Source organism: Actinomadura sp. NEAU-AAG7, from assembly GCF_018603865.1.
GTDB lineage: Bacteria > Actinomycetota > Actinomycetes > Streptosporangiales > Streptosporangiaceae > Spirillospora > Spirillospora litoris.
The window spans coordinates 583,731-607,463 of record NZ_JAHFZY010000006.1; the positions used below are offsets into that span (position 1 = coordinate 583,731).

Sequence of the window (23,733 nt, forward strand, 5' to 3'; positions counted from 1 at the left end):
CCCTTGTTCGCCCTACGTGAAGGAGTTCCCGATGTCGTTGTCGCGGACGGTGTCCGACACCCGTCTGATGTTCGTGCGGTACCTGCGGCAGACGCTGCGCAGCAGGGTCGCGGTGGTGTTCGGCGCGGTGCAGCCGCTGCTGTACCTGCTGCTGTTCGGGCCGCTGCTGAAGGACCTGGTGGGCGTGCGGGGGTTCGGCGGCGGTGACGCCTGGCAGGTGTTCGTGCCGGGCGTGCTGATCCAGCTGGCGCTGTTCGGCGCGGGGTTCGTGGGGTTCGGGCTGATCGGCGACCTGCGCTCGGGGGTGGTGGAGCGGCTGCGGGTGACGCCGGTGAGCCGGACGGCGCTGCTGCTGGGCCGGGTGCTGCGCGACGCGGCGGTGCTGGGCGCGCAGGCGGTGCTGCTGCTGGCGGCCGGGTTCGCGCTGGGGCTGCGCGCCCCGGTGGGCGGCGTCGCGGTGGGGCTGGCGCTGGTGGTGTCGCTGGCGGTGAGCGTGGCGTCGCTGTCGTATGTGCTGGCGCTGCGCACGCGGAGCGAGGACGCGTTCGCGCCGCTGCTGTCGGCGGTGACGCTGCCGCTGATGCTGCTGTCGGGGATCCTGCTGCCGATGAGCCTGGCGCCGGGGTGGCTGGACGTGCTGTCGCGGTGCACCCCGTTCCGGTACGTGGTGGACGCGGCGCGCGCGGCGTTCCTCGGCGACTACGCCGCGGCGGCGGTCGCGGAGGGGGTCGCGGTCGCGGCGGTGCTGCTGGTGGTGTCGGTGGCGCTGGGCGCGCGCCGCTTCCGCGCCGAGAACGCCTAACCCCCCCTCCGACGCCCCTCCGACGCCCGTCCGCCCCCGTCCGATGCCGTCCGATGCCGGTTCAGGCGGGTGGCGCGGAGGGCTGGGCGCGCAGCGGCGGCCGGATGCGCCGGGGCCGGGCGCCGCCGGTCGCCGGCGGGGGCGGCGGCGGCCGGTCCCCGGCGGCGCGCTGCGCGATGTAGGCGCCGGCCAGGACGACGGCGCCGCCGGCCATCTGGGCGGGGGTGAGGCGCTCGCCGAGGACCGCCCAGGCGATGAGGGCGGCGGCGACCGCCTCGGTGTAGCAGATCGCGCCGCCGACCTGCGGGGACAGCCGCTGCAGCCCGGCGACGCCGGCGAGGTAGGACGCGACGGTGCTGATCAGCGCGAGCCCGGCCAGGAGCGTCCAGGCGGGGGCGTGGTGGTCGCCGGTGGGCACGGTGGTGGCCAGCAGGTCCCAGGGCAGGCTCCAGGGCGCGGCGACCGCGGTGAGCGCGGCGGCGGCGATCACCATCCCGGACGTGGTGACCACGAGCGGGTCGACCTCGCCGGCGAAGCTGTCGATGAACAGGAAGTAGCAGGCCTGGCAGGCGGCGGCGCCGAACCCGGCGAGCAGGCCGAGCGGGTCCAGGTCCAGGCCCGCCCACACCTGGACGACCAGCGCGAGGCCCGCCATGGCGACGGCGACGCCCGCGACGGCGGAGCGGTGCAGGGGCGCGCGGCGCACGAACCGCAGCCATCCGAGCACGATGACGGGGCCGCTGAACTCCAGCAGGATCGCGACGCCGACGGGCAGCCGGGCCGCGGCCACGAAGTAGCACGCCTGGCACCCGGCGATGCCGGTGAGCCCGTAGGCGACCAGTCTGCCGAGGTGGGGGCGCAGCCCGCGGGCAGCGGAGGCGCCGCGCAGCAGCGCCACGATCGGAACGAGCACCAGCGCGGCCACCGCGATGCGCAGCCACACCGCCTGCATCGGGGCGAGTCCGGCCTCGATGAGCGCCTTGCCGAAGGACCCCGAGGCGCCGAAGCAGACCGAGGAGAACACCACCAGGCCCACGCCCCAGGCACGCGCGCGCGCCGCACCGTCCACTCCCACCGGTTCCCTCTCCATGGATCACCGACCGCCAGGCTAATGAGCATCATGCCATAACACTCATTACAGGGCGATGGGCGCGACAATGCGGGGACCCCCGCCGGAGAGGACTACTATTCGCCGGGTGAGCTGGCAGGCGGCCGGGGCGGCACCCGGCGGAACCGGAGGCGGGCCGAGCGGGGACCTGTTCGCGGCGGTCGAGGGCAACGTGGCGGAACTGGTCGCCTCGCCGTGGTGGCAGAGCGCGCCGCCGCAGGACCGCGCCGCGCAGATCGCGGCGCGGATGCTGTGGGGCGCCGGGGAGTGGTGGCTGTACGGCGCCTGGGGGCGCTGGTACCGGTGCGGGCTGGACGGCACCTGGCATCCCTGCCCGCCCCCCGCCGCGTTCGAGGACCGCCGCGTCGCGGTGCCCGCGCCGCGCGGCGCGGGCACGCCGCCGGTGCCGCCGCAGCTGTTCCCCACCGGCCCCGACCTGGCCGCGGGACGCGTCGCGCCGCTGGGGTTCCTCGGGCCCGTGCCCGACACCGCCGTGGTCGCGCGGATCTCGCAGGCGCTGACGACGGCGCTGGCGGTGAACCCCGCGCAGTTCGCCCAGCACGACCCGATGTTCCAGCCGGGCACCCCCAGCACCGTCGCGGCCGCGTGGGGCGCGCTGCTGTGGTGCGCGGGGTCGCCGGTGGTGCTGACCGAGCACCCGCTGATCGAGTCGTTCATCCCGTTCCTGACGACCTCGGCGGAGCAGTTGCACTGGATGATGCCGCCCGACTTCGGCACGCTCGCCGGGTACTACGTGCACCGCCTCGGCGCGGGCGACGGCGGCGGCGCCGCGCACATCGCGCGGGTGATGTACGAGGTCGCGGCGGGGCTGCAGGCCGACCCGCGGTTCCGGCCGGGCGCCGACGCGCTGGCGGCGGTGACGGCGGCGTCGCTGCGGCTGGTCAACCAGGACCTGGCGACCGTCCGGTACGGGCCGGAGGCGATCGTGCAGGAGTGGCGGCGCCGCTGCCCCGCCGAGTTCGCGACGCCGATGGTCCGCGACACCGCGCCCGGGGAGTACCTGCGCCTCGCCCTGTACGACCTGCAGCAGATCGTCGCGGGGCTGACCGGCCCGCACCGCGCCGCCGGCGCGCCGGGGCAGCCGGGCCGCGGGCACGACGAGGTGCGGCGGGCGGGCGTCGCGGTGCTGGCCGCCGACCTGCAGGCCGCGCCGAACGCGCTGGCGGTGCTGCAGCGCTGGCTGGACCCCGACAGCGCGCGGACGCTGCAGGCCGTCCTGACCGACCCGGCGAACCCGCTGCGGGCGCTGTGGCCGCGGGAGGGGCGGCTGCCCGAGGCGCTGCGCACCGGCGACGCCGACGCGCTGGCCTCGCTGCTGGCCACCACCTACACGCTGGGGCTGACGTGGTGCCGCCTCGCGCAGGTGCCGCCCCCGGCGACGGGGTTCGCGGTGCCGCAGGCGGTGGCGGCGGAGCTGACCTCCCCCGCGATGCACACCCCGCCCTCGACCGACGAGCTGTCGGCGTGGGACATCATCAAGGCGGCGCGCGCCCACATGGCGGCCGAGCGCGCCATCGACCGGCCGGTCGCGCCGGTGCCCGAGCCGCAGCAGGGCCCCCCGGGCCCGCCGCCCGCGGTCGCGCCGGTGGAGCCGCCGTCGGCTCCCCCGGTCCCGCCGGTCTCCCCGGTTCCGCCGGTCTCCCCGGTTCCGCCGGTTCCGCCGCCGGGGGCGTCCGCGCCGCCGCCGGTGCCCGTGCCGCCGACCGCCGTGGTGGACGAGCGCGCCGAGCCCGCGCGTCCGGCGGCGCCGGTCGCGCCGGTGTGGCCGGACGCCGAGCCCGACCCGCCGGGCGGGCCGGGGCCCGAGCCGGTGTGGCCCGCCGAGCAGGCGACGCAGCTGGACACCGACGCGTTCAAGACCAAGCTCGACCGGGGCCGGGGCTGGCCGGACCGCACCGGCTCCCCCGCCGCGGCTGCTGGGCCCGCGGGGCCCGATCCGGTCCCGCACGCCGATCTCCCGCCGCCGCCCGCGCCGGTGCCGGGCCCGGTCCCGCCGCTGCCGCCGGCGCCCGTCCTGGATCAGGGCGCGCAGGTCGCCGAGGCGTACGGGATCCGGTTCCTGTGCGGCGCCGACGACATCGGCCGCGTGGTGACGGAGGTGCGGCGGCGCGGGAAGTGGGCGCGGCGGCTGCGCGGGCAGGAGGTGTCGAGCGCGTCGGCGCCGGCGCTGATGCTGATCGGGACGCCCTCCAGCGGGCAGCGGCGGCTGGCGCGGATGGTCGCGCGGGCGTTGGCGGAGGTGGAGGCCTCCAGCGGCGAGGTCCACGGCGTCCACGCCGAGGATCTGCGCGAGCGCGGCCCCGACGGCCTGCGGGCGGTGCTGGACGAGCACGCCGGGCACGTGCTGCTGCTGGACGGCCTGGACGGGCTGATCCTGGACGAGACGCAGGGGTCGGCGTACGCGTCGGTGCTGTACCGGGCGCGGCTGGAAGGCGTGAACGACACGGCGCTGCTGGCGACGTGCGAGCCGGACCGGGTCGGTGAGCTGTCGGCGGTCTCGCCGGAGCTGGTCACCGACCTGCGGGCGGTGCGGCTGCCGGACCTGGCGCAGGACGCGGCGCGGGCGGCGCTGCTGGGCCTGCTGGCCGAGGAGCGGTCGCTGCGGATCGGCCCGGACGCGTGGGTGGTGGTGAACCGGGAGGTGGGCGCGCTGCGCGGCCGGGGCCGGCTCACCGGCGCCCGGCTGGTCGAGGCCTACCTGGACCGGGCGGCGACGCGGCATCTGGGCCGGGCGGAGGCGACGCAGGCGATCGGGAGCGCGCTGGCGCTGACGGCCGCCGACTTCGAGGGCCTGGCGGCGGAGCTTTCCGGCCGCTGACGACCCGCCGGGGTCAGCGCGGCCGCGCCCGCGCGCGGGTGTGGGCCTGCTCGTGGGCCTGTTCGTGGGCTTGTTCGAGGGTGTGTCCCGCCAGGAGCGCGTCGGCGCCGGCGGTGAAGGCGGCGCAGTCGCGGATGTCCTCGTGCGGGCAGGCCAGGCCGTGGGCGATGGCGGTGCGCGCCGCCTGGGCCTGCGCGATCCGCTCGTCCAGTTCGGCGAGTTTGGCCTGGTACAACAACCGCCATCCGTCGCCGCCCGGGGCGCTGGGGGGGCGGAACGCCTCGATCTCCCGCAGGGTGAACCCGACGCGGCGGAGCGCGACGATGACCCCGACGAGCCGGGCCGCCGAGGCCGGGTAGCGGCGCTGCCCCGAGACCCGTTCGGGGGCCGGGAGCAGGCCGAGGCCCTCCCAGTAGCGCAGCGCGGACGCGGCGACGCCGGTGCGGGCCGCCAGGCCGCCGATCGTCAGGGGCTCGCTCATTTGACTTCAACCGTACTTGAAGCCCTTCACTGGCGATCATGCGGAGGGGAACGGCGCTGAAACGGCGCGCGATCAGGTACCTGGTGGGTCAGGCCCACCGCCCGCGGGGCGCGGTCGGGTGGGCGAACGGGTGGATGTTCGCCCTGCGGCCCTCCAACCGGAGGCGGAACGTGTGGGCGGTGGGGCTGCTGGAGGTGGGGCCCGCCGACCGGGTCCTGGAGATCGGGTTCGGTCCCGGGATCGCCCTCGCGGCGCTCGCGGCGCGCGCGCCCGGGGGCGTGGTGTTCGGGGTGGACCATTCGCGGGCGATGGTCCGGCACGCCGCGCGCCGCAACGCCGCCGCCGTCCGCGCCGGCCGGGTGCGGCTGCGGTGCGCGCCGGTGGAGGGGCTGCCGGACTTCGGCGGCCCGCTGGACGCGGTCCTGGCGGTCAACTCGGCGGGGTTCTGGCCGGACCCGGTGGCGCGGCTGGTGGAGCTGCGGGGGCTGCTGCGCGCCGGGGGGCGGGTCGCGCTGGTCAGCCAGCCCCGCTGCCCCGGCGCCACCCGCGCCACCACGGCCCGCGCGGCCGGGGAGCTGCGGGAGATGCTCACCCGCGCGGGCTTCACCGGCGTCCGGGTCGAGACCCTGGAGCTGGACCCGCCCGCCGCGTGCGTGCTCGCCACCGCCCCGGCCTGCGGTGAAGGGGGTTGAGACCTTCGCGCCACGGTGGATCGCCGGTGCGGGGGGTCACGATGGGGTGGTGGATCGCGTGGATCGGTTGCTGGCGCTGGTCGCCGAGCTGCGGGCGGCCTCGCCGGAGCCGGTGGACTCCGCCGCCCTCGCGGGTCGGCTGGGGGTGAGCGAGCGGACCGTCCGCCGCGACCTGGAGCTGCTCACCCACGGCGGGCTGCCGGTGAGGTCGGTCCGGGGCGGCCACGTCCTGCCGGAGGCAACGCCGCCGGAGGCGCTGAGCGAGGTGGCGTCGCTGATGGGCCCGGTGCACGACACCCTCGCCGAGGCGGTGCGGACGCGGCGGGTGGTGCGGCTCGCCTACACCGACCAGGCCGGCGCGCGCAGCTTCCGGGACGTGGAGGCGCACGGCCTGGTCGTCGCCCCCTACGGGGAGTACCTGGTGGGGTGGTGCCGGATGCGGGACGGGCCGCGCATGTTCCGGTTGGACCGGGTCGGGGCGGCGTTCCTGTCGGGGCGGGGCGCGGAGGTCCGCGATCTGGACGATCTGCTGGCGGCGCTGCGGGTGCCGATGCCGCGGGGCCCGGCGGGCGCGGCGCGGGCGCGCGCGTGGACGCTGGACCGGGTGGAGTTCGTCCGGTCCCGGCTGCGGGAGGTGACGGCGGAGGTCCGGGGCGGCGGGGAGGGCGCGGCGGCGCTGCGCGGTGTGCTGGGGCATCTGGCGGAGTGGACGCGCTGGCAGGTGGCGGCGGTCCGCGCGGCGGCGACCGATGCGGACCCGGTGCTGGAGGGGCGCCGTCCGCCGTTCCCGCCGGAGTTCGACCGGGATCTGCCCTATGAGCGGCGGGAGCGGATGATCCAGGACGCGATGGCGCTGCGCTCGCTCGGTGATCTGGCCCGCGACCTGCGGGAGGTGCTGGAGGCGGCGGCGCACTGGGCGGCCGACTGCGACGACGGGCTGTGGGAGGAGGACCTGCCCGATCCGCGCCCGTTCGGCCCGCCGGGGATGCCGCGTCCGCTGGCGGACCTGCTGGCGGGTTGGCGCGGTCCGCTGGCCCACATCGAGTGGCATCTGGACCGGCTGTCCGATGACCCGCCCGTCCCGGTGTCGGAGGACGAGGAGGGCGTCTGGGTCGTCGACCGCTGCCCCCTCCAGGCCTGACCCGCGCGCGTCCCCGGCCCACGCGCGCCTCCGTGGGGGCGCGGTGGAGGCGCGGTCGGGGGCGGGAGCGGCGGGCCGCGCCGGGCGACCGGCGCGGGGCTGTCGGCGCGGCGGTGTCCGCGGCCCTGCGTCTTCCGGCGACGTCGGCAAAGGCGCGCCGGTGGGGCCGCTCGGGCGGGCCGGCCCGTGCGGCTGGCTGGCGGGTGGTGCGGGACGCGGCGGACGCCGGTGGTGTCCGCTGTTCGGCTGGGGCGCCGGGGGGAGCGCGGTGGACGCGTCCTGAGGCGGGCGGGCGGGTGGTCGGGCGGGTGTCGGTTGGCGGGTTCAGTTGGCGGTGTGGCCGTTGAGGGGGGTGAGGAGGCGGGTGAACCAGACGGTCTTGCCGGTGCCGTCGGGGTGGGCGCCGAACTCGGTGGCCAGGGCGGTGACGAGCAGGAGGCCGCGGCCGGCCTCGGCCCAGTCCAGGACGCGGGGCGGGCCGCCGGGGGCCGCGGGCGCGGCGGGGTCGTTGTCGCCGATCTCGCCGGTGAGGGCCGGGCCGTCCAGGGTCAGGGTGAGGCGGACGGGCCCGGTGCCGTGCACGATCGCGTTGGTGACCAGTTCGTCGACGATGAGGATGATGTCGTCGACGTCGGCGGGGTCGGTGACCTGCCAGTCGCGCAGGGCGCGCCCGGTGAGGGCGCGGGCGTGGGACGCGGCGCGGGTGTCGGCGTCCAGTTCCCAGGCGGCCCGCCGGTGGTCGGCGCGGCCGGGATGGCCGGGATGGTCGGGGTGGTGGTCGTGGCCGGTGGGGCCCCCGGTGGGCCCGCCACCGGTGTCGTCGATGCCGAGTTCTTTGGTTCCCAATGCCCCGTCTCCTCACCTGTTGCGGTTTCCGCAGGTCAGCGGCCTCAACAGGCTTGTTCCCCGCCGACGCCGCGGTAAGGGGCCGGGCCCGCGGATATCGCCGCGCCGACAGTTCCCCGTGTCGGCGGCGGCCATGGTGGTCATACCCGGCCGTGGCGGTGCCTCCGCGCGCCGTCACGGCCGATCCTGGGACAGGTCCCTCTTTTCCCGCGTCCGTTCGGATAGTGGGACGCATCGCCGGGGGGCGTGGTGCACGGGTCAAGGCGGGCCTCACCCGCGGGTGAGGTGATCGTGACACGCGGGGACCGGTGGAATGAGCACGGGCCGGTAGCCGTTAGGGTGGGGGATGTCGGTGTGGCTTGTGTCCCCCGGGCTCTACACAACGCCTTCGGGGAATACCGCCGGTCCGTCCGGGCTGGAGCTCCGTTGTGCCTTTCGCCGTGAGGCGACCACCACACCGGCCTAAGCGTCGGGGCCCCGGCGAGATCTGATCTCGCCGGGGCCTCGGCGTTTGTACGCGTGGGTCACGCGGGCGGCGCCGTGCGGCGCGGCGGAGGGGCGTGGGCGCGGGGCCGGGCGCCGGTGTGGGTGCGGGGCCGGGAGGGCCGCCGACGGGCGGTGCGCGGTGCGGCGCGCCGGGTGCGCGGTGCGATGCGCATCTAGGACATCGCGGCGATGGCGGCGCCGGCGGCCGCGGCGAGGACCACGACGGCGGTGATCACGATGGCCGCGATCACCCGGACGCGGCGGGTGGTGCGGGCCCGGCCGAGCCGGGAGAGGCGCTGGGCCAGCCGGGGATCGTCCTCGCTCAGGCGGACCTCGATCTGTGTGAGGATCCGCTGCTCCTCCATCGACAGCGCCATGCTCTATACCTCCGGGGGCGTTCAGGTGTCTGGTTCCTGCCCACAGAGCAAGATCATTATCCCCCGGGTGCGGTAACCGTTGCGCCGCGCGCGGGTGCGCTTTCGTGGTGGAGGCGGTCCAGCGCGGTGACGTAGTAGGTGTAGGCGCGGCCGGGCTTGGCGGTGGGGTCGATGACGGCGTCGGCGCGGACGTCGGCGATGAGGCGGGCGGGGTCGACGGGCGCGCATTCGGGGCGCCGGCCGTCGGCGCGGTAGACGGCGTAGGAGGTGGCGTCCCGCGCGGGCCGCCACCGGACGCGGACGCCCGTGCCCTCGGCGGTGGCCTGGACGTCCTGGACGGCCGGCGGCGCCTTCGCCGCCACCGCGCCGCCGCCACCGGGAGCGGCGGGGTCGGCGGGGTCGGCGGGCGGGGGGATGGCGGGGCGGGCGTAGTGGTCGCGGCGGATGCGGGCGGCGAACCCGCGGCGGTTGGAGGCCAGGTCGGAGGCGGAGAAGAACACGTCGCCGCGCACCTGCGGGTGGGCGGCGTTGAGGGTGAGGTGGCGGGACAGCTCGGCGGGTTTCTTCCAGGTGGCGTCCTCGCCGACGCGGTAGGCGCCCTGCCCGATGGTCAGCTGCACGCCGGTGCCCTGGACCTGCCGGGCCCACCAGCGCACGAGTTCGGCGTAGTCGGCGCGGCGGTCGCCGATCGGCCAGTACAGCTGGGGGGTGACGTAGTCGATCCAGCGTTCGCGGATCCAGGTGCGGGTGTCGGCGTAGATGTCGTCGTAGCTCTGCAGGGCGCTGGTGGCCGACCCGGCGGGGTCGGTGGTCTTGTTGCGCCAGACGCCGAAGGGGCTGATCCCGAACCGCACCCAGGGCTTGGTCTGGTGGATCTTCTGGGAGAGGGTCCGCACGAGGGTGTTGACGTTCTGGCGGCGCCAGTCGCCGCGTTTCATGCCGCCGCCGAAGGCTTTGTAGGTGGCGGTGTCGGGGAACTCGCCGGACTCGGGGTAGGGGTAGAAGTAGTCGTCGAAGTGGACGGCGTCGATGTCGTACTTGGTGACGACGTCCAGGACGGCCTTGGTGGCCAGGTCCCGCACCTGCGGGAGCCCCGGGTCGTACCACAGGCCGCTGCCGTACTTGCGGACCCAGTCGGGGTGGCGGCGGGCGGGGCTGGTCGGCGCGAGCTTGTTCAGGTCGTCCTGGCGGCTGACGCGGTAGGGGTTGAACCAGGCGTGGAACTCCAGGTTGCGGGCGTGCGCCTCCTTCAGCATGAACGCCAGGACGTCGTAGCCGGGGTCCTTGCCCTGCGTCCCGGTGATCCACTGGGACCACGGCTCGTAGGGGGAGGGGTAGAACGCGTCGGAGTTGGGGCGGATCTGGACGACGACGGCGTTGAGGTTCATCGCCGCGGCGGTGTCGAGGAGCTTGACGAAGTCGGCCTTCTGCCGCTCGGCGGGCAGGCCCGTGTCCTTGGGCCAGTCGATGCCGGTGACGGTCGCGATCCACATGGCGCGCAGCTGCCGCGCCTTGGAGTCGCCGGGGGCCGGCACGGCGGGGCATTCGGCCTTGGCCTCGGGGCCGACGGGATCGCCGGCGCCGCGTTCGTCGGTGCCGCCGAGGGCGGGCAGGCCGCAGCCGGCCAGCGCCGCCGTCAGCGCCGCCGTCAGCGCCGCGGCGGCGGGTCGACCCGCCGCCGCCTGGATCCGCGTCCTCACTCCCCATGCCATAGCGAGCCATTGTCACCTACTCGTTGCGGTGGTACGTACGGAACGGCGATCCGCGCGTGTCACCGGCCGCCTCACCCGCCGCCGTGTCAGCGGGCGGTGGTGGCGGGGAGGTCCAGGTCGCGGCGGAGGGCGGCGGTGCCGGTGTACAGGTGGGCGCGCAGGCCGGCGTCGCGGGCGGCGTCGACGTTCACCTGCCGGTCGTCGACGAACACCAGCTCGGCGGGCGGGACGGCGAGGGCGTCGGCGACGTGCCGGTAGATGCGGGGGTCGGGTTTGGTGAGGTTCAGGTCGGCGCTGTAGAACCGGCGGCGGAACCGCGCGGACCAGGGCCGGCCGTCGATGTCGCGGGCCAGCTCGCGCGGCGCGTTGGACAGCAGCGCCAGCGGCACGTCCCGGGCGGCGAGGTCGTCCAGGACGGTGAGGGTGCCGGGGTTGAGGTGGGACCACATGTCGATGTCGAGGCCGACGAGGGTGTGGAGCAGCCCGTCGCCGTCCCCGGTGCCGGTGCCGGTGCCGGTGACGCGGGCGGGGTGGCCGGTGTGCCCGGCGGCGGTGAGGTGCTCGCACAGCCCGTCCCAGTAGCCGGCGGCGTCGACGGCGCCGCGGTCGTAGGGTTCGCGGCCGTCCCAGTAGGCGTCCCAGAACGCGGCGGGGTCGGCGGCGAGGGCGCGCGGCAGCCGGTCGGCGCTGTCGCCGGGCGGCCGGTGGCAGATGACCTCGCCGTAGTCGAAGACCACCCACACCATCGCGTCCCCCCGTCTCGAAGATCCCCGGACTTTCTACCAGGGCGGGCGGTACACGGCGATACCCGCGGGGGCCGGGCGCGGTGTCAGGTGGGGGTGGTGAGGTGGACGCCGAGGTCGGTGCGGCCGGGCGCCAGGTCGGGGCGCAGGACGAGGTCGTCGTCGTAGTCGCCGCCGGCCTCGGTGCGGTAGGGCAGCGGCGGGTCGGTGGGCAGGCCCCGCAGCCGCCGGTCGAGCGCGGCGGCTGCGCCGGCGTGGTCGGCGGGTCCGGCGCGGTCGGCGCCGGGGATGAGCAGGGGCGGCAGGACGCGCATGCCGGTGTACCAGAGCGTCCCGTGCAGGAGGGGGAACAGCAGCTGCGCGGTGTCGCCGTGGACGCCGCGCGGGCCGAGGCCGGTGGGGCGGGCGCCGGCGGTGGTGACGACGAGGGCGCGCCGCCCGGCCAGGCCGCCGTCGCCGTAGCGGCGGGTGCGGCCCGCGCCGTCGGTGACGCCGAACGCGAAGCCCTGGACGAACACGCGGTCGAACCAGCCCTTGAGGATGGCGGGCATCCCGTACCACCACAGGGGGAACTGCAGGACGAGCGCGTCCGCCCAGGCGATCTTGTCGTGTTCGGCGCGGATGTCGGCGCTGAGGGCGCCGGTGGCGTGGGCGCGCTCGGACGCGGCGCCGACCCGGAAGCGCTCGCGCGGGTCGTGGCGGTGGTCGGCGGGGGTGACCAGGGGGTTCCAGCCCATCGCGTACAGGTCGGACTGGCGGACGGAGTGGCCGAGGCCGCGCAGGGTGGCCAGGCCGTGGTCGCGCAGCGCGCCGTTGAGGGAGCGCCGCTCGGGGTGCGCGAAGATCCACAGGACGTTCATCGGTGGGCCCTTCGGTGACGGAGGTCGGGTGAGGCCGGTGCGGTTGGTCGGAGCCGGTCGGAGCCGGTCGGAGCCGGTGGAGTCGATGCTGCCCGGGGCGGCGGCGCGGGCGTCAGTGGCCCGCGGGCCGTCCTGTGCGAGGATCGGGCCATGAACGGCCGGGGGGCGGCGCGGGAGCGGCATCGGGTGGCGCATCGGGTGGCGGTGGTGGTGCGCGACGGTGTGCTGCCGATGGAGCTGGGCATCGTGCACCAGCTGTTCGGGCAGGCCAGGTCGGCGGCGGGGGCGCCGCTGTATGAGGTGGTGACGTGCGCGGCCGAACCGGGGCCGGTGCGCACCAGCGCCGACTTCGCGGTGATGGCCGAGCACGGGCTGGAGGCGGTGCGCGGCGCGGGCACGGTGTTGGTGCCCGCCTCGCACGAGCTGGACGAGTCGCGCCCCGGGGAGGGGCCGGTCCCGGCGGCGGTGGCCGCGTCGGGCGCGGAGCGGATCGCCTCGATCTGCACGGGCGCGTTCGTGCTGGCGGCGGCGGGCCTGCTGGAGGGGCGGCGGGCCACGACGCACTGGCTGTCGACCGGGCGGTTCGCGGAGATGTTCCCGGGGGTGCGGCTGGACCCCTCCGTCCTGTACGCCGACGAGGGCGCGGTGCTCACCTCGGCCGGGGAGGCGGCGGGCATCGACCTGTGCCTGCACATGATCCGCCGCGACCACGGCGCGGCGGTGGCCGCGGACGTGGCGCGCCGCACGGTGGTGCCGCCGCACCGGGAGGGCGGGCAGGCGCAGTTCGTGGCGCGCCCGGTCGCCGAGCCGCGGGTGTCCTCGACGGCCGCGGCGCGGGCGTGGGCGCTGGAGCACCTGGACCGGCGGGTGGGCCTGGCCGAGCTGGCGGCGCGGGAGTCGATGAGCGTGCGGACGTTCACGCGCCGGTTCCGGGAGGAGTCGGGGATGTCGCCGTCGCAGTGGCTGGCGCGGCGGCGGATGGAGCGGGCGCTGCAACTGCTGGAGGAGACCGACCTGCCCGTCGACCGGGTCGCCGAGCGGTCGGGGCTGGGGTCGGCGGCGTCGCTGCGGGTGCGGCTGCGCGCCGAGCTGGGGGTGTCGCCGAGCGCCTACCGGGCGACGTTCCGCGGCCCCCGCGCCCCCTGACCGCCGCGCATGGCGATCACCTCCCGCGGGCGGCGGGCGTGCCCGGCGCCGCGGGCCCCGCAGGCCGTTAGGGTCGAGGGCATGGACGTGGCACCGCACGCACCCCGAACCTCCCCGCCGGCGGAGCCGGAGGTGGTGGAGCGCTCCGCCGGGCTGGGCGGGGAGCTGGTGCTGCGCCGCTCCGGCACCGACTTCGAGATCATCGAGAACGGGGTGTTCCTGATGGACACCCGCAACGGCGAGTCCGAGCGGCTGCTGGTCCGCGCCGCCGCCGAGGGCCTGGACGCGCCGGTCCGGGTGCTGATCGGCGGGCTGGGCGTCGGGTTCTCCCTCGCCGAGGCGCTGGCGACCCCCGGCGTCGCGCACGTCCGGGTCGTCGAACGCGAACCGGCGGTGATCGCCTGGCACCGCACCCACCTGCGCCCCTGGTCGCGCGACGCGCTGAACGACCCCCGCGTCACCGTGGAGCAGGCCGACCTCGTCGACGTCCTCGCCTCCCCCGCCACCGGCGCCTTCGACGCGCTGTGCCTGGACATCGACAACGGCCCCGACTGGACCGTCACCCCCGGCAACGCCCAGCTGTACGACGCGGCGGGCCTGTCCGCCCTCACCGCGCGGCTGACCCCGCGCGGCGTCCTCGCGGTCTGGAGCGCGCACGCCGCGCCCCGCTTCGAGGCGCTGCTGCGCGACCGGTTCACCGCCGTCACCGCCCGGCCGGTGCCCGTCCCGCGCGGCGAACCCGACGTCGTCTACCTCGCGCGCGGCCCCCGCCCCGCCTGACCTCGCGCCCGCCTCGCGCCCGCCTCGGGGCCCGCTCGGGGAGGGGAGTTTTCCCCGCCGCCCGGATGTTCCCCCGGGGCCGGGGTATCCGCCCCGGATGGGCGGTTCGCTAGGTTTCGAACCGACAACACCCCTTGGGAGGATCAGTGGCTACTGCCCACGCGGCCCAGCGGCGCCCCGCCGTCCTGGTCGACCTGCTGCCCGGTTCCCTGGCCCGCGACGCCGCGCTCGTCGCCGGCGCGGCCGCCCTCGTCGGCGTCGCCGCGCAGATCGCGGTGCCGCTGCCGGGCACCCCGGTCCCGGTGTCGGGACAGACCTTCGCGGTGCTGCTGGCGGGCGCCGCGCTCGGCTGGAGCCGCGCCGGCCTCGGCATGATCGTCTACCTGCTCGCCGGGATGGCGGGCGTCCCCTGGTTCGTCGACGGCGCGTCCGGCACCACCGCGCCCACCCTCGGCTACGTGATCGGCTTCGTCGTCGCCGCCGCGCTGGTCGGCCGGCTCGCCGAACGCGGCGGCGACCGCACCCCCGCCCGGACGGTCGCGACGATGCTCGCCGGCACCGTCGTCATGTACGCGGCGGGCGTCCCCTACCTGATGGCCTCGCTGGACGTGGACCTCGGCCGCGCCCTGCACCTCGGCGTCACCCCGTTCCTGGCGGGCGACGCGCTGAAGGTGCTGCTGGCGGCGGGCCTGCTCCCCGCCGCGTGGCGCCTCACCGGCGCCTCCCGCGACCGCGCCGCCTGACCCCTCTTCCCACCCCGCCCCTCCCGCGGACGGCGCGCGGGAGGGGCGGGAGTGAGGGGCGGGTGTGGCGGACACCTCACCGCGCTCCCCGACCCCGCCTGTTTGAACAGGTTCAAATCTGGCGTAGAGTGGCTCGCGTGAAGCTCGCCGTGACAGCACCGGACCGCCTGTCCGTCCGCACCGTCCCGGTCCCCGACCCGGGCGACCTGATCTCGGGCCTCCCCCACCCCGCCGCGCTGGCCTGGGTCCGCCACGGCGAGGGACTCGTCGGCTGGGGCGAGGCCGCCCGCCTCACCCTCCCCGGCGGCCCCGACCGGTTCACCACCGCCACCCGCCTGCTCCACGACATCTTCGCCGCCGCCGACATCGACGACCAGGTCGCCGTCCCCGGCACCGGCCCCGTCGCCTTCGGCGGATTCGGCTTCGACCCCCGTTCCGACGACTCCGTCCTCATCGTCCCCCGCCACGTCCTCGGACGCCGCGACGGCCACGCCTGGCTCACCACCATCGGCACCGACCAGGCCCCCGGCCCCACCCTCCTCCGCCCCCCCACCGCACCCACCACCCTCACCTGGAGCGACGGGGCACTCCCCGCCCCCGCCTGGGAAAGCGCCGTCGCCACCGCCGTCACCCGCATCCGCGACGGCCACCTCGGCAAGGTCGTCCTCGCCCGCGACCTCACCGTCCACGCCGGCGAACCCATCGACGCCCGCGTCCTGCTCCGCCGCCTCGCCGACCGCTTCCCCGCCTGCTACACCTTCTCCTGCGCCGGACTCGTCGGCGCCACCCCCGAACTCCTCATCCGCCGCACCGGCGGCCACATCGAATCCCTCGTCCTCGCCGGCACCACCGCACGCGGCACCACCCCCACCGACGACACCGCCCGCGCCGACCGCCTCTTCGACTCCGCCAAGGACCGCGAAGAACACCGCTACGCCGCCGAAATGGTCCGCGACGCCCTCACCCCCCTCTGCTCCCACCTCCACGTCCCCGCCGAACCCGAACTCCTCACCCTCCCCAACCTCATCCACCTCGCCTCCCCCGTCCGCGGCCACCTCACCGCCGACCGCTCCGTCCTGGACGTCGTCGCCGCCCTCCACCCCACCCCCGCCGTCGCCGGCACCCCCACCCCCACCGCCCTCGACCTCATCCGCGAACTCGAAGGCATGGACCGCGGCCGCTACGCCGGACCCGTCGGCTGGGTCGACGCCCGCGGCGACGGCGAATGGGGCATCGCGCTGCGCTGCGCCCAGATCGACGGCACCCGCGCCCGCCTGTTCGCCGGCTGCGGCATCGTCGCCGACTCCGACCCCGCCGCCGAACTCGCCGAAGCCCACACCAAGTTCGGCGCCATGCGCCACGCCCTCCAAGGCTGACCCCCGCACCAGCCCCGCCCCGCCCCCCGGGGGCCCCGCTCCCCAGACCGCCCCAGGTCAGAGCACCCCCAACGATCTGCGATCATGCACGGGCGGACACCGGCACCGAGCGGAGGGACCCGAACAACGTGGACGTCGAACGCACCGCACTACCCGGCATCGGCCTGCAACACACCATGACCACCGGCCGCGGCCGCCGCGTCGGCGTCATCTCCCACCGCACCGGACGCCGCGACCTCGTCGTCTACGACAAGGACGACCCCGACAGCTGCACCGCCGCCGTCATCCTCACCCCCGACGAGGCCAACGCCATCGCCGAACTCCTCGGCACCGGACGCATCATCGAACACCTCGCCGAACTCCACCGCCAGGTCGACGGCCTCGTCACCGAACAACTCCCCATCACCCCCGGCTCCCCCTACGACGGACGCCCCCTCGCCGACACCCGCGCCCGCACCCGCACCAGCGCCTCCATCGTCGCCGTCGTCCGCGACGGCCACGTCATCGCCAGCCCCCGCCCCGACTTCACCTTCACCGCCGGCGACACCATCGTCGTCGTCGGCACCGACGAGGGCACCGCCGCCGTCGCACGGATCCTCACCGACGGCTGACCCGCATGCACTCCACGCTCCAGCTCATCGAACTCGGCGCGATCATCCTCGCCCTCGGCATGCTCGGCGCGATCTCCGTACGGTTCTCCATCTCCCCCATCCCCCTCTACCTCATCGCCGGCCTCGCCTTCGGATCAGGCGGCGTCTACCCCCTCACCACCAGCGAGGACTTCGTCGCCACCGGCGCAGAGGTCGGCGTCATCCTGCTGCTGTTCACCCTCGGCCTCGAATACACCGCCGACGAACTCGTCGGCACCCTCCGCACCTCCGCACCCGTCGGCCTCGCCGACCTCCTCCTCAACGCCACCCCCGGCGTCGCCGCCGCCCTCCTCCTCGGCTGGGGCCCCGTCGCCGCCGTCGCCATGGGCGGCATCACCTACGTCACCTCCTCCGGCATCACCGCCAAAGTCGTCGGCGACCTCGGCTGGCTCGGCAACCGCGAAACCCCCGCCGTCCTGTCCGTCCTCGTCTTCGAAGACCTCGCGATGGCCGCCTACCTCCCCATCCTCACCGCCCTGCTCGCCGGCGCCGGGCTCCTCGGCGGCGCCACCGCCCTCGCCATCGCCGCCGCCACCATCACCGCCATCCTCTACATCGCCCTCCGCCACGGCACCCTCGTCGAACGCTTCGTCGCCAGCCCCAGCGAAGAAGTCCTCCTCCTCAAAGTCCTCGGCCTCACCCTCCTCGTCGCCGGCATCGCCCAACACCTCCAGGTCTCCGCCGCCGTCGGCGCCTTCCTCGTCGGCATCGCCCTGTCCGGCCCCCTCGCCCACACCGCCCAGAAACTCCTCGCCCCCCTCCGCGACCTCTTCGCCGCCGTCTTCTTCGTCTTCTTCGGCCTCCACACCGACCCCGCCGACCTCCCACCCGTCCTCGGCGTCGCCGCCGCCCTCGCCCTCCTCGGCACCGCCACCAAACTCACCACCGGATGGCTCGCCGCACGCCGCGCCGGCGTCGCCACCACCGGACGCATCCGCGCCGGCACCGCCCTCGTCCCCCGCGGCGAATTCAACATCGTCATCGCCGGACTCGCCGTCACCGCCGGCACCAACCCCCGCCTCGGCCCCCTCGCCGCCGCCTACGTCCTCATCCTCGCCGTCACCGGACCCGTCCTCGCCCGCGCCGCCGAACCCACCGCCCGCGCCCTCCGCGCACACCGGACCCGCCGCCGCACCACCCCACCGCAAACCGACGACGAGATCCCCACCGCAACCACCACCGCGACCACCACCACACCCACCGCCGACACCCAGGACGCCGACGACGCCGCCTCACCCGCCCACTGACGCCCCCGCCGCCTCAACCCCGCCCCGGCGGCTGGCACACCGGGCACCAGAACAGGTTCCGCGACGCCACCTCCACCGTCCGCACCACCCCACCGCACACCAGACACGGCTGCCCCGCCCGCCGGTACACATACACCTCACCACCATGACCATCCACCCGCGGCGGACGCCCCATCGCCTCCGGCGTGTGCTCCGGACGCACCGTGTCGATCCGCCCCGCCCGCACCCCCTCCGCCATCAACACCACCAGGTCGTCCCAGATCGCACCCCACCGCTCCGCCGACAACCGCCGACCCGGCAACCGCGGATCCACCCCCTGCCGGAACAGCACCTCCGCCCGGTAGATGTTCCCCGGACCCGCCACCACCGACTGATCCATCAACAACACCGCGATCGGCGTCCGCGTCCGCGAGATCCGCCGCCACGCCCGCCCCGGATCACCGTCCGCCCGCAACGGATCAGGCCCCAACCGGTCACGCAGCAACTTCACCCCGCCCGGCTCCAACAACTCGCACACGTTCGGCCCGCGCAGATCCGCGTGATGCGCCTCCCCCGTCAACCGCAGCCGCACCACACCCACCGGCTCCGGCGCCGGCAACCCCCCGAACACATACTTCCCGTAGATCCCCAGATGGACATGCACCGACCGCTCGTCCGCCAACCGCAGCAGCAGATGCTTCCCGTGCGCGTCCGCGCCCTCCAGCACCTGCCCGTCCACCGCCGCCGCGCCCTCCGCGAAACGCCCCTGCGGACTCACCGCGCCCACGACACGGCCGCCGAACATCCGCTGATGCTCGGCGGCCAGACGATGAACGGTGTGTCCCTCAGGCACCCGCCCAGCATAGGGCTCTCAGCGGTTCCTCACCCCCGCAACGGCTCCCCCACCTCACGCATGTGACCCAGCGCCAACCGGTACGACTCCACCAGCCCCGCCTCCGCGAACGGCAGCCCCAACCTCGCGCAGTGCTCACGCACCAGCGGCTGCACCCGCCGCAGATTGCACCGCGGAACGCTCGGGAACAGATGATGCTCGATCTGGTAGTTCAACCCGCCCATCAACCAGTCCGTCACCGCACCGCCCCGCACGTTCCGCGACGTCAGCACCTGCCGACGCAGATGACCCCACCGCGCACCCGGCTCCGGCATCGCCATCCCCTTGTGGTTCGGCGCGAACACACTCCCCAGATGCACCCCGAACAGCGCCTGGTGCAACAGCACCAGCACCACGGCCTTCCCCGGGCTCAGCAACGCGAACACCAACCCCAGATACCCCACCGCGTGCAGCACGAGCAGCCCGCCCTCCACCAGCCGCTCACGCCGCCCGCGCTCCCGCAGGAACAACGCACTACCGATCTTCAGGTTGAAGCCCTCCAGCGTCAGCAGCGGAAAGAACAACGCCGCCTGATGCCGCGCCACCCACCGCAGCGGCCCCCGCTGCCGCACCGCCTGCTCCCGCGTCCACGCCAGCACGCCCTCCCCCACATCCGGGTCCTTCCCCACATGGTTCGGATTCGCGTGATGCCGGTTGTGCTTGTCGCTCCACCACCCATGCCCCATCCCCAACAGCAGATTCCCCAACGCCAACCCCAGCAACCGATTCGCCCGCGCCGACCCCGCGATCTGCCGATGCCCCGCGTCATGCCCCAGGAACGCCGTCCGCGTCGACACCACCGCCAGCGGAACCGCCAGCAGCACCACCCACCACGACCCGCCCGCGAACGCCACCGCCGCCCACAACGCCGCCGTCGCGGCCAGGTTCAGACCGATCGCCCGCCCGTAGTAGCCGGGACGCCGCTCCAGCAATCCGCTCTCCCGAACCCGCCGCGCCAGCGGCGTGAAGTCGCTGCCGCCCCCCTCCCGACCGGCACGCGCGGACGGGGCGTCGAGGATCGCGGGCATGAAGGCTCCTATCGCAGGGGGCACGCCCCACCGCGGGGCGCACCGCAAAGCTACGGAGCGTGCACCCCCGCGGTCGCCACGCTAGGGAGCCATCCCTGACCTGGCTCGCAGGTCCCGGTCACCTCACGCCACAGCACCATGGCCATCTGAACAGGACCCTGCGCCAGGGAACGGACACGCCGCCCCTATAGGGTCATAAGCCATGAGCGAACGCACCCGGTGGATCGACCTGGACGGCGCCGCCAACGCCCGCGACCTCGGCGGCCTCCCCACCGCCGCCGGCCGCCCCACACGCTGGGGACGCCTCCTGCGCTCCGACAACCTCCAGGACCTCTCGGTCGCCGACGTCCGCGTCCTGGTGGACGACTACGCCCTCAAGAACGTCATCGACCTGCGCACCCACACCGAGATCCACCTCGAAGGCCCCGGCCCCCTCACCCGCGTCCCCAGCGTCACCATCCACCAGCTCTCCCTGTTCGCCGAGGGCGGCCGGCACACCGACGCCGTCGCCGGCACCCCCGCACACTCCGGCACCGCCGCCACCGCCGTCCTCCCCTGGCAGAGCCGCCCCGGCGACGGCGAACCCGCACCCGAGCACGACCGCTCCATCAGCCACTACCACGGCTACCTCAACGACCGCCCCGACTCCATCGTCGCCGCCCTGCGCGTCATGACCCGCACCGACGGCGCCGCGCTCGTCCACTGCGCCGCCGGCAAGGACCGCACCGGCGTCGTCTGCGCCTTCGCGCTGGAGGTCGCCGGCGTGACCCGCGAGGCCGTCATCGCCGACTACACCCTCAGCGGCGAACGCCTCGAACGCACCCTCGGCCGGCTCCGCGGCAGCGACACCTACGCCGCCGACCTGGACTCGCGCCCCGCCGACTCCCACCGCCCCCGCGCGGCGACGATGTCGACGTTCCTCTGCCACATCGACGAGCGCTTCGGCGGCCCGCTCGGCTGGCTGACCTCCCACGGCTGGACGGACGAGGACACCGAAGCCCTGCGCGCCCGCCTCCTCGGCTGACCGGCTGCGCTTCTCTTGGGTGAGTGGTTTTTAGGTATGTGTATTAGAGGGGAAGCACACCGCCCGACGCCTTTACATTGTAAGTTTCAGAATGAAAGCATGAAGCCGGACGTCGTCGCGCTCTGAAATCAGGACGCCAGGAGGGCGCGGACGGCGGCGTGCGCCGCCTTGCGCATCTGGCCGTGCAGCGCCGCGTTCACTTCCCTGTCGGTGCGGGCCTCGACGATCCGCAGCCCCTCCCCCGCGATCGCCTTCGGCAGGTCCGCCGCGAGCTCCAGCCGCCGGTACGGGAGGCCGTGCGCGGCCGCGACCGCCTCCAGGTCCACCCGGTGCGGGGTGCCGAAGACCCGCTCGAACGGGCCGTGCAGCGCCGCTTGCGGCAGCAGCGAGAAGATCCCGCCGCCCTGGTTGTTCACCACCACGATCGCCAGGTCGGGACGGCGGTCCTGCGGGCCGACGATCAGCCCGTTCTGGTCGTGCAGGAACGCCAGGTCGCCGAGCAGCGCGTAGGAGCGGCCGCTGTGCAGCAGCGCCGCGCCCATCGCCGTCGACACCAGCCCGTCGATTCCGCTAGCCCCCCGGTTCGCCATCACCCGGATCCCCCGGCGCGGCCGCATCACCTGGTCCAGGTCGCGGATCGGCATGCTCGCCGCCGAGAACAGCAGCGACCCGCCCGGCAGCGCCGCCACCAGGTCACGCGCCAGCCGGGGCTCGCTCACCTCCGGGACGGCGTCCAGCACCCCGTCGACCGCCGCCGCGGCGGCAAGGTCGGCCGCCCGCCACGACTTCAGCCACGCGTCGTCGCCCGACACCACCGGGATCTCCACCTCCGGCGCGACCTGCGTCGCCGACCGGACCGGGTCGGGCCAGTGCGCCAGGTCGGGCGCCAGCACGATGTGCTCCTCCGCCCGGCGCAGCAGCGACAGCAGCGGACGCGACAGGCCCGGCTTGCCCAGCGTCACCACCACCTCCGGGCGGTGCCGCTCCACGAACTCCGGCACCCCCAGCAGGAAGTGGTGCGAGGACAGCGCGTGGTCGCCGTAGCGGGCGTTGCCGTTCGGCTCGGCCAGCACCGGCCACCCCGCCATCGACGCCGCGGCCACGTACCGCTTGACGTTGACCGCGCCGTCGCCCACCACCAGCACCCCGCGCCGCGTCGGCGGGACGTGCAGCACCGACCCCGGCGTCGCCGCCCGCACCTTCGTCCACGCGCCCGTCGCGTCGCCGTCCAGCGGCTCGCACCACGTCTCGTCGCCGTCGGGGATCAGCGGCTCCCGGAACGCCGCGTTCAGGTGCACCGGACCCGGCACCGGCGCCTGCGCCAGCCCCCACGCCCGGCTCACCAGCGACCGCCAGTACGCCACCATCCCCGGACGGTTCTCCGGCGCGCCGACCTCGGTGCTCCACCGCGCCGCCGTCCCGTACAGCTTGACCTGGTCGATCGTCTGGTTCGCGCCCGTGTCGCGCAGCTCCGGCGGACGATCCGCGGTGATCACCAGCAGCGGGACACCCGACTCGTGCGCCTCGATCACCGCCGGATGGAAGTTCGCCGCCGCCGTCCCCGACGTGCACACCAGCGCCACCGGACGCCCCGCGCGCTTGGCCATCCCGAGGCCGAGGAAGGACGCCGACCGCTCGTCGATCCGCACGTGCAGCCGGACCCGGCCCGCCTCCTCGGCGGCGTGCAGCGCCAGCGCCAGCGGGGCCGACCGCGACCCCGGCGCCAGCACCGCGTCGGTCATCCCGCACCGCAGCAGCTCGTCCACCAGGACGGTGGCCAGCGCGGTCGCCGGATTCACCGCGCCACCCCGAGCACCGGCGGGCCGCCCAGGTGCTCCTGCGCCGCGGCCGCCCGCCGCCGCCACGCCCCGGTCTCGTCTTCGCCGGTGACCTCGAAGCGACGCAGCGCCTCCTCGTCCACGCCCGGCCGCCGCACGGCGACCTCCCCGCCCACCGGGGCCAGCGGAGCACCGACCACGTCGCCCTCCAGCAGGGCCAGCGTCGCCAGCCCGCACGCGAACCGCAGCTCCGGCAGCGCCGCCGCCAGCGCCACCCCCGCCGCCAGCCCCACCGACGTCTCCACCGCGCTCGACACCACCACCGGCAGCCCGCACGCCTCCGCGACCCGCAGCGCCTCCCGCACCCCGCCCAGCGGCTGCGCCTTCAGCACCGCGATGTCCGCCGCGCCCGCGGCCCGCACCCTCAGCGGGTCCTCCGCCCGGCGGATCGACTCATCGGCCGCGATCGGCACGTCCACCCGCCGCCGCACCTGCCCGAGCTCCTCCAGCGTCGCGCACGGCTGCTCGGCGTACTCCAGCTCCCACCGGTCCAGCGCGCGGATCATCCGGACGGCGCGCTCCACGTCCCACCCGCCGTTGGCGTCCACCCGGACCCGGCCGCCCGGCCCCATCGCGTCGCGGACGGCCTCCACCCGCGCCATGTCCTCGGCGTCGGGACGCCCCCGCTCGGCCACCTTCACCTTCGCGGTGCGGCACCCCGACACCTTCGCCATCTCGAACGCCCGCTCCGGCCCGACCGCCGGGATCGTCACGTTCACCGGCACCCGGTCGCGCACCGGCGCCGGGAACCCCTCGAACGCCGCCTCCCGCGCCGCGCCCAGCCAGCGGGCGCACTCGGCCGGGCCGTACTCGGCGAACGGCGAGAACTCCCCCCAGCCGGCGGGGCCCTCGACGAGCACGCCCTCCCGCCGCGTCACACCGCGGAACCGCGTCCGCATCGGGATGGAGTAGACCCGCACCCGCTGACCCCCTGGCGTCACCT

The 23,733-nt window shown here is 75.6% G+C and carries 22 protein-coding genes; 11 read left to right on the forward strand and 11 right to left on the reverse strand.

What is annotated here, in order from left to right:
* Positions 1-31 precede the first annotated feature (31 nt).
* The gene (locus KLI87_RS29155) at positions 32-802 is read left to right on the forward strand and encodes an ABC transporter permease (RefSeq protein ID WP_214619500.1); all 771 of its coding nucleotides are present in this window, start codon (positions 32-34) and stop codon (positions 800-802) included.
* 61 nt (positions 803-863) lie between these two features.
* On the opposite strand, the gene KLI87_RS29160 is transcribed toward KLI87_RS29155, so the two are convergent.
* Positions 864-1,877, reverse strand: coding sequence for a DMT family transporter (locus KLI87_RS29160; protein ID WP_308166278.1), 1,014 nt, complete (start codon positions 1,875-1,877; stop codon positions 864-866).
* A 121-nt stretch (positions 1,878-1,998) separates the two neighbouring features.
* Between KLI87_RS29160 and KLI87_RS29165 the strand changes: the two genes are divergently transcribed.
* A complete protein-coding gene (locus tag KLI87_RS29165; RefSeq protein ID WP_214619501.1) occupies positions 1,999-4,749 on the forward strand; it encodes a hypothetical protein in 2,751 nt (916 codons plus the stop codon).
* A gap of 13 nt (positions 4,750-4,762) precedes the next feature.
* On the opposite strand, the gene KLI87_RS29170 is transcribed toward KLI87_RS29165, so the two are convergent.
* Positions 4,763-5,230: a MerR family transcriptional regulator gene (locus KLI87_RS29170; protein WP_214619502.1), complete on the reverse strand. Its 468-nt coding sequence runs from the start codon at positions 5,228-5,230 to the stop codon at positions 4,763-4,765.
* Positions 5,231-5,268: 38 nt separating this feature from the next.
* On the opposite strand from KLI87_RS29170, the gene KLI87_RS29175 reads away from it, so the two are divergent.
* A complete protein-coding gene (locus KLI87_RS29175; RefSeq protein WP_214619503.1) occupies positions 5,269-5,922 on the forward strand; it encodes a class I SAM-dependent methyltransferase in 654 nt (217 codons plus the stop codon).
* Positions 5,923-5,971: 49 nt separating this feature from the next.
* The gene (locus KLI87_RS29180; protein WP_214619504.1) at positions 5,972-7,063 is read left to right on the forward strand and encodes a YafY family protein; all 1,092 of its coding nucleotides are present in this window, start codon (positions 5,972-5,974) and stop codon (positions 7,061-7,063) included.
* Between the two features lie 324 nt (positions 7,064-7,387).
* Here the strand turns inward: KLI87_RS29180 and KLI87_RS29185 are convergent, their stop codons facing one another.
* From KLI87_RS29185 to KLI87_RS29205, 5 genes are all read right to left on the reverse strand, one after another.
* The gene (locus KLI87_RS29185) at positions 7,388-7,909 is read right to left on the reverse strand and encodes an ATP-binding protein (RefSeq protein ID WP_156216379.1); all 522 of its coding nucleotides are present in this window, start codon (positions 7,907-7,909) and stop codon (positions 7,388-7,390) included.
* A gap of 659 nt (positions 7,910-8,568) precedes the next feature.
* A complete protein-coding gene (locus KLI87_RS29190) occupies positions 8,569-8,772 on the reverse strand; it encodes a DUF3040 domain-containing protein (protein ID WP_214619505.1) in 204 nt (67 codons plus the stop codon).
* Positions 8,773-8,828: 56 nt separating this feature from the next.
* Entirely contained in the window at positions 8,829-10,484 is a 1,656-nt protein-coding gene (locus KLI87_RS41185) for a glycoside hydrolase family 10 protein (RefSeq protein WP_214619506.1), read from the reverse strand.
* A gap of 86 nt (positions 10,485-10,570) precedes the next feature.
* Positions 10,571-11,230, reverse strand: a complete 660-nt coding sequence (locus tag KLI87_RS29200; protein WP_214619507.1) for an HAD family phosphatase — start codon at positions 11,228-11,230, stop codon at positions 10,571-10,573.
* A gap of 83 nt (positions 11,231-11,313) precedes the next feature.
* Complete coding sequence (locus KLI87_RS29205; protein WP_214619508.1) at positions 11,314-12,087, reverse strand: NAD(P)H-dependent oxidoreductase; 774 nt, start codon at positions 12,085-12,087, stop codon at positions 11,314-11,316.
* Positions 12,088-12,237: 150 nt separating this feature from the next.
* Here KLI87_RS29205 and KLI87_RS29210 point away from each other — a divergent pair, with 150 nt between their 5' ends.
* From KLI87_RS29210 to KLI87_RS29235, 6 genes are all read left to right on the forward strand, one after another.
* Entirely contained in the window at positions 12,238-13,233 is a 996-nt protein-coding gene (locus KLI87_RS29210; protein WP_214619509.1) for a GlxA family transcriptional regulator, read from the forward strand.
* 81 nt (positions 13,234-13,314) lie between these two features.
* A complete protein-coding gene (locus tag KLI87_RS29215; RefSeq protein ID WP_214619510.1) occupies positions 13,315-14,013 on the forward strand; it encodes a spermidine synthase in 699 nt (232 codons plus the stop codon).
* Between the two features lie 146 nt (positions 14,014-14,159).
* Positions 14,160-14,756, forward strand: coding sequence for a biotin transporter BioY (locus tag KLI87_RS29220; RefSeq protein ID WP_214619511.1), 597 nt, complete (start codon positions 14,160-14,162; stop codon positions 14,754-14,756).
* A 137-nt stretch (positions 14,757-14,893) separates the two neighbouring features.
* The gene (locus tag KLI87_RS29225) at positions 14,894-16,132 is read left to right on the forward strand and encodes an isochorismate synthase MenF (RefSeq protein WP_214619512.1); all 1,239 of its coding nucleotides are present in this window, start codon (positions 14,894-14,896) and stop codon (positions 16,130-16,132) included.
* A 128-nt stretch (positions 16,133-16,260) separates the two neighbouring features.
* Positions 16,261-16,743, forward strand: coding sequence for a cation:proton antiporter regulatory subunit (locus tag KLI87_RS29230; protein ID WP_214619513.1), 483 nt, complete (start codon positions 16,261-16,263; stop codon positions 16,741-16,743).
* A gap of 5 nt (positions 16,744-16,748) precedes the next feature.
* Complete coding sequence (locus tag KLI87_RS29235; RefSeq protein WP_214619514.1) at positions 16,749-18,029, forward strand: cation:proton antiporter; 1,281 nt, start codon at positions 16,749-16,751, stop codon at positions 18,027-18,029.
* Between the two features lie 13 nt (positions 18,030-18,042).
* On the opposite strand, the gene KLI87_RS29240 is transcribed toward KLI87_RS29235, so the two are convergent.
* Both KLI87_RS29240 and KLI87_RS29245 read right to left on the reverse strand, forming a co-directional pair.
* Entirely contained in the window at positions 18,043-18,861 is an 819-nt protein-coding gene (locus KLI87_RS29240; RefSeq protein WP_214619515.1) for a DNA-formamidopyrimidine glycosylase family protein, read from the reverse strand.
* Between the two features lie 29 nt (positions 18,862-18,890).
* Complete coding sequence (locus KLI87_RS29245) at positions 18,891-19,928, reverse strand: acyl-CoA desaturase (RefSeq protein WP_156216371.1); 1,038 nt, start codon at positions 19,926-19,928, stop codon at positions 18,891-18,893.
* Between the two features lie 202 nt (positions 19,929-20,130).
* Here KLI87_RS29245 and KLI87_RS29250 point away from each other — a divergent pair, with 202 nt between their 5' ends.
* Positions 20,131-20,952 (forward strand): tyrosine-protein phosphatase, encoded by an 822-nt coding sequence (locus KLI87_RS29250; RefSeq protein ID WP_156216370.1) that lies wholly within the window; start codon positions 20,131-20,133, stop codon positions 20,950-20,952.
* Between the two features lie 128 nt (positions 20,953-21,080).
* On the opposite strand, the gene menD is transcribed toward KLI87_RS29250, so the two are convergent.
* Both menD and KLI87_RS29260 read right to left on the reverse strand, forming a co-directional pair.
* A complete protein-coding gene (gene menD / locus KLI87_RS29255; RefSeq protein WP_214619516.1) occupies positions 21,081-22,751 on the reverse strand; it encodes a 2-succinyl-5-enolpyruvyl-6-hydroxy-3-cyclohexene-1-carboxylic-acid synthase in 1,671 nt (556 codons plus the stop codon).
* Positions 22,748-23,710: an o-succinylbenzoate synthase gene (locus KLI87_RS29260; RefSeq protein WP_214619517.1), complete on the reverse strand. Its 963-nt coding sequence runs from the start codon at positions 23,708-23,710 to the stop codon at positions 22,748-22,750. Before KLI87_RS29260 ends, menD begins: the two co-directional genes overlap by 4 nt.
* Positions 23,711-23,733 lie beyond the last annotated feature (23 nt).